15 protein-coding genes and 1 pseudogene are annotated in these 12,706 nt (G+C 54.5%); all 16 read left to right on the top strand.

Going from position 1 to position 12,706, the window contains the following annotated elements; all coding sequences use genetic code 11:
• The first annotated feature begins 50 nt into the window (after positions 1 to 50).
• The 16 genes and pseudogenes from CD000_RS09290 to CD000_RS09215 all read left to right on the top strand — a co-directional run bounded on the left by CD000_RS09290 (position 51) and on the right by CD000_RS09215 (position 12,698).
• The gene (locus tag CD000_RS09290) at positions 51 to 929 is read left to right on the top strand and encodes an IS982-like element ISGsp1 family transposase (RefSeq protein ID WP_014195983.1); all 879 of its coding nucleotides are present in this window, start codon (positions 51 to 53) and stop codon (positions 927 to 929) included.
• A gap of 21 nt (positions 930 to 950) precedes the next feature.
• Positions 951 to 1,364: pseudogene (locus tag CD000_RS09285) on the top strand (P-loop NTPase family protein); the annotation flags it as partial.
• 9 nt (positions 1,365 to 1,373) lie between these two features.
• Positions 1,374 to 2,423, top strand: a complete 1,050-nt coding sequence (locus tag CD000_RS09280) for a protein-glutamate methylesterase/protein-glutamine glutaminase (protein ID WP_096225511.1) — start codon at positions 1,374 to 1,376, stop codon at positions 2,421 to 2,423.
• A gap of 12 nt (positions 2,424 to 2,435) precedes the next feature.
• Positions 2,436 to 4,436 (top strand): chemotaxis protein CheA, encoded by a 2,001-nt coding sequence (locus CD000_RS09275; protein ID WP_096225510.1) that lies wholly within the window; start codon positions 2,436 to 2,438, stop codon positions 4,434 to 4,436.
• Between the two features lie 83 nt (positions 4,437 to 4,519).
• Positions 4,520 to 4,957 carry a chemotaxis protein CheW gene (locus CD000_RS09270; protein ID WP_096226270.1) on the top strand — a complete coding sequence of 146 codons (438 nt, stop codon included), beginning with the start codon at positions 4,520 to 4,522 and terminating at the stop codon, positions 4,955 to 4,957.
• Positions 4,958 to 4,979: 22 nt separating this feature from the next.
• The gene (locus CD000_RS09265) at positions 4,980 to 5,612 is read left to right on the top strand and encodes a chemotaxis protein CheC (protein ID WP_096225509.1); all 633 of its coding nucleotides are present in this window, start codon (positions 4,980 to 4,982) and stop codon (positions 5,610 to 5,612) included.
• Complete coding sequence (locus CD000_RS09260) at positions 5,609 to 6,106, top strand: chemotaxis protein CheD (protein ID WP_050368510.1); 498 nt, start codon at positions 5,609 to 5,611, stop codon at positions 6,104 to 6,106. Before CD000_RS09265 ends, CD000_RS09260 begins: the two co-directional genes overlap by 4 nt.
• Positions 6,107 to 6,144: 38 nt before the next feature.
• Positions 6,145 to 6,900, top strand: coding sequence for a FliA/WhiG family RNA polymerase sigma factor (locus CD000_RS09255; RefSeq protein WP_096225508.1), 756 nt, complete (start codon positions 6,145 to 6,147; stop codon positions 6,898 to 6,900).
• A 16-nt stretch (positions 6,901 to 6,916) separates the two neighbouring features.
• Positions 6,917 to 7,162: a hypothetical protein gene (locus CD000_RS09250; RefSeq protein ID WP_011230747.1), complete on the top strand. Its 246-nt coding sequence runs from the start codon at positions 6,917 to 6,919 to the stop codon at positions 7,160 to 7,162.
• 8 nt (positions 7,163 to 7,170) lie between these two features.
• Entirely contained in the window at positions 7,171 to 7,788 is a 618-nt protein-coding gene (locus CD000_RS09245) for a hypothetical protein (RefSeq protein WP_033008174.1), read from the top strand.
• A 162-nt stretch (positions 7,789 to 7,950) separates the two neighbouring features.
• Positions 7,951 to 8,658 carry a 30S ribosomal protein S2 gene (gene rpsB, locus CD000_RS09240; protein ID WP_013145737.1) on the top strand — a complete coding sequence of 236 codons (708 nt, stop codon included), beginning with the start codon at positions 7,951 to 7,953 and terminating at the stop codon, positions 8,656 to 8,658.
• 157 nt (positions 8,659 to 8,815) lie between these two features.
• Entirely contained in the window at positions 8,816 to 9,700 is an 885-nt protein-coding gene (tsf, locus tag CD000_RS09235; RefSeq protein ID WP_011230750.1) for a translation elongation factor Ts, read from the top strand.
• Between the two features lie 68 nt (positions 9,701 to 9,768).
• Complete coding sequence (pyrH, locus tag CD000_RS09230) at positions 9,769 to 10,491, top strand: UMP kinase (RefSeq protein ID WP_011230751.1); 723 nt, start codon at positions 9,769 to 9,771, stop codon at positions 10,489 to 10,491.
• A gap of 2 nt (positions 10,492 to 10,493) precedes the next feature.
• On the top strand, positions 10,494 to 11,051 hold the full coding sequence (frr, locus tag CD000_RS09225) for a ribosome recycling factor (RefSeq protein WP_011230752.1): 558 nt from the start codon (positions 10,494 to 10,496) through the stop codon (positions 11,049 to 11,051).
• Positions 11,052 to 11,133: 82 nt separating this feature from the next.
• Positions 11,134 to 11,907 carry an undecaprenyl pyrophosphate synthase gene (locus CD000_RS09220; RefSeq protein ID WP_014195472.1) on the top strand — a complete coding sequence of 258 codons (774 nt, stop codon included), beginning with the start codon at positions 11,134 to 11,136 and terminating at the stop codon, positions 11,905 to 11,907.
• Positions 11,904 to 12,698, top strand: coding sequence for a phosphatidate cytidylyltransferase (locus CD000_RS09215; RefSeq protein ID WP_014195473.1), 795 nt, complete (start codon positions 11,904 to 11,906; stop codon positions 12,696 to 12,698). Before CD000_RS09220 ends, CD000_RS09215 begins: the two co-directional genes overlap by 4 nt.
• Positions 12,699 to 12,706: the final 8 nt, after the last annotated feature.

Raw genomic sequence — 12,706 nt, 5'->3', positions numbered from 1 at the left:
TCTCCAGTAGAATGAAAGTGTCACCCAACATTCGAAAGGAGAGATCCCCCATGCAAGAGCACTTTCATTTTACTACAGATCCAGCCAAACTTCAAAAACAATATGCCGCTATTTTCTGTTTTGTTTCTGCCCAACTGTCGTTGATTCAAATGTATCTTCATCGCCGCAACCGTCACTTGGTCAAGCAAGAAGACGAAGTGGTCATGGCGGTTCACCTTTTGGGGAAGCTGCTGGGCTTTTCTTCCGAACGAGCCTGGCATCGTTTTGTCACGGGAAATTTGTTCACAAACGGCTCGTTTCTTGAACGCTCCCGATACAACCGCCGCTGCCGGGCGCTTGGTTTCGCCATCAAATGGATCCGTCATGAGCTGGCGAAACGTGGCCAACACCATGCTTATGCGGTCGTCGACAGCTTGCCTCTTCCGTTGTGCCATCCCGTGAGAATGCAGCGCGTCAAGCGATTTCGAGGGATCGCGGATATGGGGTATTGTGCTTCCAAAAAGCAATGGTACTACGGTTTCAAGCTGCATCTTCAAGTGACCAATCAAGGGCTGGCCATGGGCTATGTCGTGACGGAAGCGTCCTGCCACGACGTCAAAGCCGCTGAAACGGTGATGACTCAAATCCCTCATCCCTACAACTTTGGGGACAAAGGGTACATCAGCCACGCTCTTCGAGAAAAGCTGTACGAAGAACACCAAGTCGCGTTCTGGACACCGTCTCGACACAATCAAAAGCACGGCCCATCCAAGGCATGGGAAGAATGGATCCAAAAAAAACGCAAAGTCATCGAGACGGTGTTTTCGATTCTCGTAGACCAATACCGGATCACCGACATTCGAGCGAATTCCATGGCCGGGTTTGAAGTGGCACTCGATGGCATCTTGTTGGCTTATTCCTTGGTCACACTAGGGCTGGTTGAGCGCTGACGCTCAACTAGCACCACGGGTTTTTTAAAGTCCGTCGACGATGTGTTTATTGTCACGACGCCGGAGCCGACCGCGATGACGGATGCGTACGCCATGATGAAATATATGCACACCGCCGGCAGCGAGGCTCCGTTTTCCGTCATCGTCAACCGCGCCGGCAGCGAGCGGGAAGGATATGGCGTCTTTTCGCGCCTGCAGCATGCCGCCAGTCGGTTTTTCCATAAAGACATCGCCTTGCTTGGCGTCGTTCCTGAAGACCGGATGGTCGCGCGCTGTGTCGTCCGGCAAACGCCGTTTGTTCTCTTTGATCCAGCGGCGAAGGCGAGCCGGGCAGTGCGTCAAATGGCATGCCGCTATGCGGCGGGAGGAGAAAAAGAGCCGGAGCGGGCTCCCCGCTTTTTTGCGAAGCTGCGTCAACTTTTGCTAGAAAGGTAGAGACGGAACATGAAGACGATCAAGGTGCTTGTCGTCGATGACTCGGCGTTTATGCGCAAATGGATCAGTGATTTTTTGTCCGAACATCCGCACCTCGAAGTCATCGGAACAGCTCGCAACGGCCGGGAGGCGCTCGAGAAAATCGCCGCCCTAAGGCCGGATGTCGTGACGCTTGATGTGGAAATGCCGGTCATGAACGGACTCGAAACGTTGCAGCGCATCATGCGGGACCATCCCGTGCCGGTCGTCATGGTGTCAAGCTCGACGACCGAAGGGGCGGAAAACACGATCGCCGCCATGCAGTACGGGGCGGTCGACTTTGTCGCTAAGCCGTCCGGACCGATTTCGCTCGATTTGTACAAAGTGAAAGACGAGCTGATTGGCAAAGTGCTGCACGCGAGCGAAGCGAACGTGGCTGCCTTGACTGCCCCGCGCCGCCAACGTCCGTCTTGGCGCCCATCGTTCAAAGCGGCGGCGCGGCCGCAACAGGCCATCGTCGCGATCGGCACTTCCACCGGCGGCCCGCGCGCGCTCGAGACGGTGCTGACGCAGCTTCCGCCCGATCTAGCCGCTCCGGTCGTCGCTGTCCAGCATATGCCCAAAGGATTTACGACATCGCTCGCCAACCGGCTTGATGCGCTTGCCGCGATCACGGTCAAGGAGGCGGAAGACGGGGAAGTGCTGCAAAATGGCACCGCCTATATCGCGCCAGGCGGCGTCCATCTCATCGTTCGCGAAGAAGGCGGCGCGCTTAAAGCCCGTTTCGACGAATCGCCGCCGCGCGCCGGCCATCGTCCGGCTGTTGACGTGTTGTTCGAGTCGCTCGCTGCCATTCGCCTCTGTCGGAAAATCGCGGTGATCATGACCGGGATGGGAAGCGACGGAACAGCGGGGTTGAAAAAGCTGAAGGAAAGCGGGAACACAAAAGCGATCGCGGAAGCGCGCGAGACAGCCGTTGTCTTTGGGATGCCAAGAGCGGCGATCGAGGCTGGCGTCGTTGATGTCATCATTCCGCTTGACAGCATCGCCGCTGCCATCGTCCAATTGATCGGGGAGTGAGGGGGAAACGGCATGGACATGAGCCAATATTTGGATTTATTTATTGATGAAAGCAAAGAGCATTTGCAGGCGATCAACGAGCGGCTGTTGGAACTTGAAAAAACTCCGGAGGACATGTCTGTGGTGAATGATATTTTCCGTTCGGCCCATACGTTGAAAGGCATGTCCGCCACGATGGGGTTTGAAGATTTGGCCAATTTGACGCACCAAATGGAAAACGTGCTCGATGGCATCCGCAATCGGCGGCTTTCCGTTACCCCGGAATTGCTTGACGTCATTTTTGAGGCCGTCGACCATTTGGAGGCGATGATCAGTTCCATCGCTGCAGGCGGCGACGGAACGCGCGATGTAAGGAGAACAGTCGAACAGCTGAAACGAATCGAGCAAGGGGAGATGCCGAACAAGCAGGCAGCAAGAGAAGAACCGCCCCTTGAACATGCGTATGGGGAATTTGAATACCATGTGCTCGAGCAGGCGAAGGAGCAGGGATTTTCCGTCTACGAAATCCGCGTTCGGCTTCGCGATGATTGCTTGTTGAAAGCAGCGCGCGTCTATATGGTGTTTGAACAGCTGAATGAAGTCGGAGAAATTGTGAAAGCAACGCCGCCGGTCGAGATGCTGGAGGAAGAACAGTTTGACCGGGAGTTTCTCGTTACGGTTGTATCCAAAGCGCCAGCCGATGAGTTGCAAAAGCGGCTGATGGGCATTTCGGAAATTGATGACGTCAAGGTGTCTATGCTATCGAGCGATGAACCGTCGGCAGAAAGCGAGAAAGCGGCTGCGCCCCAACAACCGGCCGCTATGGAGCAGGCGGCGGCCGTTCAGGCCGAAGCGGAGGCGCCGGAAAAACAAACAGCGAAACAGGCGACGAAAACGATTCGCGTCAACATTGAACGGCTCGATCGGTTGATGAACTTATTTGAAGAATTGGTTGTCGACCGCGGTCGGCTTGAGCAAATTTCCCGCGAGCTGAACCATGCCGAATTGACGGAAACGGTCGAGCGGATGTCTCGCATCTCGAGCGATTTGCAGACGATCATTTTAAATATGCGCATGGTGCCGGTCGAAACGGTGTTCAACCGCTTCCCGCGCATGGTGCGCCAGCTCGCCCGCGAGCTCGGCAAAAAGGTGCGCCTTGACATCATCGGCGCGGATACCGAGCTTGACCGGACGGTGATCGATGAAATCGGCGACCCGCTTGTCCATTTGATCCGCAATGCGCTCGACCACGGCATCGAAGCGCCGGACGTCCGGGCGGCGCGCGGAAAGCCGGAAGAAGGGACCGTTCAATTGCGAGCGTACCATAGCGGCAACCATGTCTTTATTGAAATCGAGGATGACGGCGCCGGCATTTCCCGGGAGAAGGTGCTGCAAAAGGCGAAAAGCCGCGGCATTGTCTCGCCGCAGGCGGCGGAGCATTTGAACGATCAGCAAATTTACGAGCTTATTTTCGCTCCCGGCTTTTCGACCGCTGAGCAAGTTTCTGACATTTCCGGCCGCGGCGTCGGTTTGGATGTCGTCAAAAGCACGATTGAGTCGCTCGGCGGCACCGTTTCGGTCGATTCGCAGCCTGGAAAAGGGTCGCTCTTTTCGATTCAGCTGCCGCTCACATTGTCGATCATTTCTGTGTTGCTCGTTCAAATCGCCGAGGAAACGTACGCGATTCCGCTGTCATCGATCATTGAGACGGCGCTGGTGAAAAGGGAAGAGATTTTTTCCGCCCACAACCAGCCGGTCATCGATTTTCGCGGCAAAATCGTGCCGCTCGTCCGCCTGAAAGACGTCTTCGCTGTTCCTGGAGCGGCCGATGACGGAGATGCGGTGGCGGTCGTGATCGTCCGGAAAGGGGAAAAACTGGCGGCGCTGGCGGTCGACTCGTTTATCGGGCAGCAAGAAGTCGTGTTGAAATCGCTAGGAAACTATTTATCTTCGGTTTTCGCCATCTCGGGGGCGACGATTTTGGGAGACGGCCGAGTGGCGCTGATTATCGACTGCAACGCGCTCGTGAAGTAGGAGATGGCCGTGTCGGTGCGGGGGCGCCTATGGCGTTGATCTGCCGTTTTCAGTGGCATGTCGAAAAAAAGGGGGAGGATTGGATGACGGCCAGCGTGCAAGCAGACTGGAAAGTGATTGCGTTTCGCCTGAAAGAAGAAGAATATGCTCTGCCGGTGCAGCATGTCCGTTCCATCGAGAAAATGCAGCCGATCACGCGCGTGCCGGGGACGGCCCATTATGTAAAAGGGGTCATCAACTTGCGCGGTGTTGTGACGCCGATCATCGGTTTGCGCGAGCGGTTCGGGTTTGCCCCCGAACCATATGGGGAACAGACGCGGATCATTATCGTTGCTCTTGAGGATATGGAAGTTGGGCTCATCGTCGATGCCGCGAATGATGTCCTTGATCTGCCGGCGGAAAGCATCGAACCGCCGCCAAAGGCAATTGGCTCCGTTGAGGCAAGTTACATCGACGGCGTGGCGAAAGTGGAGAATCGGCTCCTCATTTTGCTCGATTTGGCGAAAGTGCTCGACCGATAATCCGTGGAGAGGAGCGTTGACATTGGACGATATTCGCAACTTGACGGGGATGCATATTGACATTTTGCGCGAAATCGGCAACATTGGCGCCGGCAACGCGGCGACGGCTTTGTCGACGTTGCTAAACAAAAAAATTGAAATGGCGGTGCCGCGCGTTCAAATTGCGACGTTTGCCGAAATGATGGAATCAATCGGTGGACCGGAACAAGTAGTGGCGTGCGTCTATTTGCGCATCGAAGGAGAAGCGCCGGGAAACATGTTTTTCGTGTTGCCGCCGGAACAGGCTGAGCGGTTTGTCCGTCGGATGATTGGCGATGGCTCGTTTTCGTTTCAAGGAGAAGCCCATGAGCTTGGCTGCTCGGCGCTTCAGGAGCTCGGCAATATTTTAGCCGGCTCGTATTTGTCGGCATTGGCTGACTTTACGCGGCTCAACTTGCACCCGTCCGTGCCGGCATTGGCTATCGACATGATTGGAGCTGTGCTGTCGTTCGGATTGCTTGAGCTGTCGCGTGTTGGCGATTACGCCATTTTGATTGACACAGCCATTTACGATGAACGGCGCTCGGACGAAAGCATCAACGGCCATTTCTTTCTTCTACCTGACCCCGAGTCGTTTTCCACCATCTTTCGAGCGTTAGGTGTGGATGGTCTATGAGCACAGCGCAGGCTGTCAAAATCGGCATTGCGGAAATGGAGGTCGTCATAGCGCCGAATGTCATCCGCACGTGCGGGCTTGGGTCGTGCGTCGGTGTCGTCATTTACGATGTAGGCAAGGCGGTTGCCGGCATGGCGCATGTCATGCTTCCGCATTCCTCGATGGCGCGCGGCGGAGTCATCAATGCGGCCAAATACGCTGATACGGCGGTCGAGGCGCTCGTTCAGCTTGTCATTGCCGCTGGCGGGCGGAAAGGGATGCTGAAAGCGAAGCTGGCCGGCGGGGCGCAAATGTTTTCGTTTTCGACAGTTGGCGGCGATATGATGCGCATTGGCGCGCGCAATGTGGAGGAAGTGAAAAAGCAGCTCGAGCGGCTTCACATTCCGGTCGTCGCCGAAGATGTCGGGGGCCATAGCGGCCGCACGATCGAATTTAATCCGCAGACGGGCGTGCTCTCCATCCGCACCGCCGCTCAAGAAATAAAGGAAATATGACCGGGATGCGCCGTTTCCGCAAGGCAAGGGGGAGAATAATGGGAAGCGCGCTAAAAGGAGAAGAACGGAAATACTGGGATGAATGGATCAATGGCCGCGACCGTCACGCGGCCGAGGAGCTGGTGCAGCGCTATATGCCGCTTGTTTTCTACCACGTGCAGCGGCTTTCGGCGACGCTGCCGAGCTCCGTGCCGAAGGATGAGCTCGTCAGCCTTGGACTCGTCGGCTTATACGATGCGTTGGAGAAATTTGACCCATCGCGTGATTTGAAGTTCGACACGTACGCCTCGTTCCGCATCCGCGGCGCCATCTTAGACGGTTTGCGCAAAGAAGACTGGCTGCCGCGCAGCATGCGCGATAAGGCAAAAAAAATTGAGGAAGCGATCGAGCGGCTTGAACAGCGGCACATGCGATCGGTGACGGCGAAAGAGATCGCCGCTGAGCTCGGGATGACGGAAGAGGAAGTGCAGGCGGCGGCGAGTGAAACGTTTTTTTCCCATTGGCTGCTGCTCGGGCAGACGACCGTCGACGAAGATGAAGGACTGTTGGCGGTTCGCGACGACCGCGCTCCGCTTCCCGAGGAGCAAATCGTTAAGCAGGAAATGATCGAAAAGCTGGCTGAAGCCATCGGACAGCTGAATGAAAAAGAGCAGCTCGTCATCAGTTTGTTTTATAAAGAGGAGCTGACGTTTACAGAAATCGGGAGCCTTTTGCATTTGTCGACATCAAGAATTTCGCAAATTCATGCGAAAGCGCTTTGGAAACTGCGCCGCTTTTTTGAAAAAGAGCCATGAGGGGAGAGAAAACGCGATGGACATCCAGCTTCCAGCGTTGCAAAGCGTCATGCCGAAAGCGCCCGACGCGGAAAGGCTTCAAGCCTCGACGCAACAACACTCCTATGCAGTGCAGGCGCAAATGGCAACTGCCGGCCAAAAGCGGGCGGAGCGTGCGCGCCGTCGGGTGACGGATAAACGAACGAGCGCCCGTCTTGAGCAGGAGGCGTCCCGTTTTGGAGGACACCCTTATAAAGGAAAAACGATCGACATTCAAGGATAGTGAACATCATGATGGCATTTTGGCTAACGATCAGTTTGCTGCTGCACGCCTTGTCGTTTTGGTTGATCATTGTACTTTTCCTTCGCCTGTCGCGGCTTGGCGAGGCGGAGAGGCGGGCCGAGGAGCTCGAGGAAGCCATGACCGCTTATCTCGCTGCTTGGAAGGAAGAAAACAAGCGCTTTTTGGCTGAACTTGACTCGTTGCTTGGCAGCGGAGCGGCTCCATTCGTTTCTGCACCGGAAACGAACGATGCGCCCAGTGTGCAACGGGGCGCAAACGGGAAAGAGACGGCGTCCATGCTGGGGGCAGGAGGCGGTGAAATCGGAGGGGGGTTCGAAAAGCGAACAGCGGAAGCAAAAAAGGAGGAAAACGAGCCGGCGGAGCGGGGAGAAACCGAAAAACGCACAGAAACAAGCCGCCCAAGCGCCGCTCCGGGCTATTTCCCAGACATCGGAACGGTCAAGGATGTGCTCGAACTTTCACTCACCCGACCAGCGGACGCGAGTGAGCTTGCTCGCCGCCTATATGCGGAAGGGGCGACGGTCGAGGAAATTGCCAAACAGCTTGGCAAAGGGAAAACAGAAGTCGAGCTATGGCTCAAATTTGCGCAAAAAACGAATCAATAGGCGAATAACAGCTTGATTTGCTGCTTGCAGTTGTGATATATTTTTTCATGGTGTGAATACACACGCCTGATGATTTCAGCAACGGTGCTGGCAACGCCAGTCTTGCTGAAAGATGAGGCAGGCGGAGGACCAAAAACCACTAAGGAAACAGGAGGAGCATACATGTCGGTTATTTCGATGAAACAACTGCTTGAAGCTGGCGTCCACTTTGGACATCAGACGCGCCGTTGGAATCCGAAGATGAAAAAATACATTTTCACGGAGCGCAACGGCATCTATATCATCGACTTGCAAAAAACGGTGAAAAAAGTCGAGGAAGCATACAACTTCGTCCGCGAATTGGCGGCGAATGGCGGCAAAATTTTGTTCGTCGGCACGAAAAAACAAGCGCAAGAGTCGGTGAAGGAAGAAGCGGAACGCTGCGGCATGTTTTATGTCAACCAACGCTGGCTCGGCGGCACGCTGACGAACTTCGCTACGATCCAAAAGCGGATCAAACGGCTGCGTGAAATTGAAAAAATGGAAGAAGATGGGATATTTGACGTTCTGCCGAAAAAAGAAGTCATTCGCTTGAAAAAAGAAAAAGAGCGTCTTGAGAAGTTTTTGGGCGGCATCAAAGACATGAAAGAGCTGCCGGATGCGTTGTTTGTCATTGACCCGCGCAAAGAGCGGATCGCGGTGGCGGAAGCGCGCAAGCTGAACATCCCGATCATCGGCATCGTCGACACGAACTGCGATCCGGATGAAATTGACTATGTCATTCCGGCCAACGACGACGCCATCCGCGCTGTTAAGCTGTTGACTTCGAAAATCGCCGACGCCGTGCTTGAGGCGAAACAAGGCGAAGAAGCGGCCGTCGCAGCAGAGTAACGATGCACAAGAAAGGTGATAAGAGGGGAAAGCCTTTTATCACCTTTTTTTGAGACAGAAATGAGCAACTTTTGGCTATACTAACGAATAAGGGCAAAACGGGAAGCCGCTGCCGGCACCGATACATATACGGGACAATGAGAAGGAGGATTTTTTTATGGCGATTACAGCACAAATGGTGAAAGAACTGCGCGAAAAAACAGGCGCAGGCATGATGGACTGCAAAAAGGCGCTCACCGAAACAAACGGTGACATGGAGAAAGCGATCGACTGGCTGCGCGAAAAAGGAATTGCCAAAGCGGCGAAAAAAGCGGACCGCATCGCGGCCGAAGGGATGGCGTACATTGCGGTGGAAGGCAATACCGCCGTCATTTTGGAAGTGAACTCGGAAACGGACTTCGTTGCGAAAAACGAAGCATTCCAAACGCTTGTCAAAGAGCTGGCCGCCCACTTGCTGAAACAAAAGCCGGCTTCGCTTGATGAAGCGCTCGGTCAAACGATGGACAACGGCTCGACCGTCCAAGACTACATCAACGAAGCGATCGCTAAAATTGGTGAAAAAATTACGCTTCGCCGCTTTGCCGTCGTCAATAAAGCGGACGGCGAAACGTTCGGTGCGTACTTGCACATGGGCGGGCGCATCGGCGTATTAACGTTATTAGCCGGCAATGCGAGCGAAGACGTCGCCAAAGATGTGGCCATGCACATTGCCGCACTTCATCCGAAATACGTCTCGCGCGACGACGTGCCGCAGGAAGAGATTGCGCATGAGCGTGAAGTGTTGAAGCAGCAAGCCTTAAACGAAGGCAAGCCGGAGAAAATCGTTGAAAAAATGGTCGAAGGCCGGCTGAACAAGTTTTACGAAGACGTCTGCCTGCTCGAGCAAGCGTTCGTGAAAAACCCGGATGTGACGGTGCGCCAATACGTCGAATCGAACGGAGCAACAGTCAAGCAGTTCATCCGTTACGAAGTCGGCGAAGGGCTCGAAAAACGCCAAGACAATTTTGCAGAAGAAGTCATGAGCCAAGTCAGAAAACAATGACGGACCGCAACAGGGAACACGCGCGTGTTCCCTGTTTTTCAAAGTGATTCGCATCATGGAGGTTGGACATGGAACAGCCAAAATACAAACGCGTCGTGTTAAAGTTGAGCGGGGAAGCGCTCGCCGGAAAGCAAGGGTTTGGCATTCAACCGGCGGTCATTCAGTCGATCGCCAAACAAGTGAAAGAAGTTGTTGAACTGGGCGTCGAGGTCGCCATCGTCGTCGGCGGCGGCAACATTTGGCGTGGAAAAACGGGAAGCGAAATGGGCATGGACCGGGCGACGGCTGATTACATGGGCATGTTGGCGACGGTGATGAATGCCCTCGCCTTGCAGGACAGCCTTGAGCAGCTCGGTGTGGAAACGCGGGTGCAAACATCGATTGAAATGCGGCAAGTGGCCGAACCGTACATTCGCCGCCGGGCGATTCGCCATCTTGAGAAAAAACGAGTTGTCATTTTCGCCGCCGGCACAGGCAACCCGTACTTTTCGACCGATACGACCGCGGCGCTCAGGGCGGCGGAAATCGAGGCGGACGTCATTTTAATGGCGAAAAACAACGTCGATGGCGTTTACAGCGCCGACCCGAACGTCGACGCCAATGCGGTCAAATACGATGAGCTGTCGTACTTGGACGTCATCAAGCAAGGGCTCGGCGTCATGGATTCGACTGCTTCCTCGCTTTGCATGGACAACAACATTCCGCTCATCGTCTTCTCGATTATGGAAGAAGGCAATATTAAACGCGCTGTGTTAGGTGAAAACATCGGAACGATCGTAAGGGGGAAATAACGATGGCAAAGCAAGTGATCCAACAGGCGAAAGAAAAGATGGATAAAGCGGTGCAAGCGTTCACCCGCGAGCTGGCAAGCATTCGCGCCGGACGGGCGAACGCAGGGCTGCTTGAGAAAGTAACCGTTGACTATTACGGCGTGCCGACGCCAATCAACCAACTGGCCTCCATCAGCGTGCCGGAAGCGCGGCTGCTTGTCATTCAGCCGTACGACAAATCGGCCATTAAAGAAATGGAAAAAGCGATTTTAGCATCGGATTTAGGGCTGACGCCATCGAATGATGGATCGGTCATTCGTCTTGTCATTCCGCCGCTCACTGAGGAACGGCGCCGCGAGCTCGCGAAGCTTGTCAAAAAGTATTCAGAAGACGCGAAAGTCGCGGTGCGCAACATCCGCCGCGATGCGAACGATGAATTGAAAAAACTCGAGAAAAACGGCGAGATTACGGAAGATGAGCTCCGCAGCTACACGGACGAAGTGCAAAAGCTGACCGATGACCACATCGCCAAAATTGACGCCATCACAAAAGAAAAAGAAAAAGAAGTGATGGAAGTATAGGCAAAACCATGCAAACCCTCTATGTTGATGGAGGGTTTTTTTGCTATAATGGAAAGGCAAAACACGATCCCGGAGGACTCGTATGTTCAATAAAATGCGAAAAACAAAAGAGAAAGACGTCCCGGTGACGAAAGAAGAGGTGCTCAGGCATCCGATGCCGAACCACGTCGCCATCATTATGGACGGAAACGGGAGATGGGCGAAAAAGCGGGCGCTGCCAAGGGCGGCCGGCCATTACGAAGGCATGCAAGTTGTGCGCAAAATCACTCGTTTTGCGAATGAGCTGGGGATTCAGATTTTGTCGCTTTACGCGTTTTCGACAGAAAACTGGAAACGTCCGAAAAGTGAAGTCGATTATTTGATGAAGCTGCCGGAACAGTTTTTGACGACGTTTCTTCCCGAGCTCGTCGCCGAAAATGTCAAAGTCCAAGTGATCGGTCATGCGGAGGCGCTGCCTGATCATACGCGCCGGGCGGTCGAGAAAGCCGTGAAGGAAACAAGCGGCAACACCGGCCTTGTGTTAAACTTTGCCCTTAATTATGGAAGCCGGGCGGAAATCACTGCCGCCGTAAAGCAGATCGCCAAAGACGTTGAACGCGGGATGCTCGCGCCGGAAGACATCACCGAGCCGCTCATTTCCTCGTACTTGATGACGAGCGGGCTCGCTGACCCTGACTTGCTCATCCGTACGAGCGGGGAGATTCGCTTGAGCAATTTCATGCTTTGGCAGTTGGCGTATACGGAACTTTGGTTTACGGATGTCTTATGGCCGGATTTTACGGAACAACATTTCTTAGAGGCGATTGCCGCTTACCAGCGGCGCGACCGCCGATTTGGAGGAGTGTCAGCGCGATGAAGCAGCGAATCATCACCGGAGTCATAGCGGCGGCGCTCTTTTTGCCGATTGTTATTTTTGGCGGATTTCCGTTTATAATAGTAACATATATATTGGCCACGATTGGGCTGTTTGAATTGTTGCGGATGAAAGGGATGCACCCGTTGTCGTTTGTCGGGGCGGCTGGATTGATCGCCCTTTGGCTGTTGCTCGTTCCCGCCCGTTACGGCGGCGAGTGGTTGGCGTCTGGGACCGCCAAATTTGGCGTGCTCGCCGCTTTGGCTTTTTTGCTGCTTGTCGGCACAGTCGTGACGAAAAATGCGCTCTCGTTCGATGAGGCGGCGTTTGTCGTTTTGGCGGTCGTCTATGTCGGCGTAGGGTTTTTCTGTTTCGGCGCTGTTCGTTTGGTTGGGTTCGTGTACTTCGTTTATGCCTTGTTTGTCATTTGGGCGACTGACATTGGGGCGTATTTCTTTGGCCGCGCGTTTGGCCGGCGCAAGCTATGGCCGGAGATCAGCCCAAAAAAAACGGTGGAAGGCGCCATCGGCGGCATCGCTTCAGCGGCTGTTGTCGCCGCGATTTACGAGTGGGCGGCGGCGCCGTTTGGCAGTTTGGCGGCCGCGCTTGGCGTCGCGTTGCTGCTGTCGGCGTTCGGTCAGCTCGGCGATTTGATCGAATCGGCATTTAAGCGCCATTACGGCGTCAAAGATTCCGGGGCGATTTTGCCGGGACATGGCGGCATTTTAGATCGGTTTGACAGCTTGCTGTTCGTGCTGCCGATATTGTACATATTGCTTGAAATCGCACGATAAGCGGGTGA

The organism is Geobacillus sp. FJAT-46040 (genome assembly GCF_002335725.1).
Classification (GTDB): Bacteria; Bacillota; Bacilli; order Bacillales; family Anoxybacillaceae; genus Geobacillus; species Geobacillus thermoleovorans.
The sequence above is the reverse complement of the archived record's forward strand: the minus strand, read 5'-3'. Positions and strand labels throughout refer to the sequence as shown.

Coding starts and splice junctions, on each gene's coding strand:
- CD000_RS09275 (WP_096225510.1), top strand. CDS start 2,436: ATGGACATGAGCCAATATTTGGATTTATTTATTGATGAAAGCAAAGAG.
- tsf (WP_011230750.1), top strand. CDS start 8,816: ATGGCGATTACAGCACAAATGGTGAAAGAACTGCGCGAAAAAACAGGC.
- CD000_RS09215 (WP_014195473.1), top strand. CDS start 11,904: ATGAAGCAGCGAATCATCACCGGAGTCATAGCGGCGGCGCTCTTTTTG.
- CD000_RS09255 (WP_096225508.1), top strand. CDS start 6,145: ATGGGAAGCGCGCTAAAAGGAGAAGAACGGAAATACTGGGATGAATGG.
- CD000_RS09245 (WP_033008174.1), top strand. CDS start 7,171: ATGATGGCATTTTGGCTAACGATCAGTTTGCTGCTGCACGCCTTGTCG.
- pyrH (WP_011230751.1), top strand. CDS start 9,769: ATGGAACAGCCAAAATACAAACGCGTCGTGTTAAAGTTGAGCGGGGAA.
- rpsB (WP_013145737.1), top strand. CDS start 7,951: ATGTCGGTTATTTCGATGAAACAACTGCTTGAAGCTGGCGTCCACTTT.
- CD000_RS09260 (WP_050368510.1), top strand. CDS start 5,609: ATGAGCACAGCGCAGGCTGTCAAAATCGGCATTGCGGAAATGGAGGTC.
- CD000_RS09270 (WP_096226270.1), top strand. CDS start 4,520: ATGACGGCCAGCGTGCAAGCAGACTGGAAAGTGATTGCGTTTCGCCTG.
- CD000_RS09220 (WP_014195472.1), top strand. CDS start 11,134: ATGTTCAATAAAATGCGAAAAACAAAAGAGAAAGACGTCCCGGTGACG.
- CD000_RS09250 (WP_011230747.1), top strand. CDS start 6,917: ATGGACATCCAGCTTCCAGCGTTGCAAAGCGTCATGCCGAAAGCGCCC.
- CD000_RS09280 (WP_096225511.1), top strand. CDS start 1,374: ATGAAGACGATCAAGGTGCTTGTCGTCGATGACTCGGCGTTTATGCGC.
- CD000_RS09290 (WP_014195983.1), top strand. CDS start 51: ATGCAAGAGCACTTTCATTTTACTACAGATCCAGCCAAACTTCAAAAA.
- frr (WP_011230752.1), top strand. CDS start 10,494: ATGGCAAAGCAAGTGATCCAACAGGCGAAAGAAAAGATGGATAAAGCG.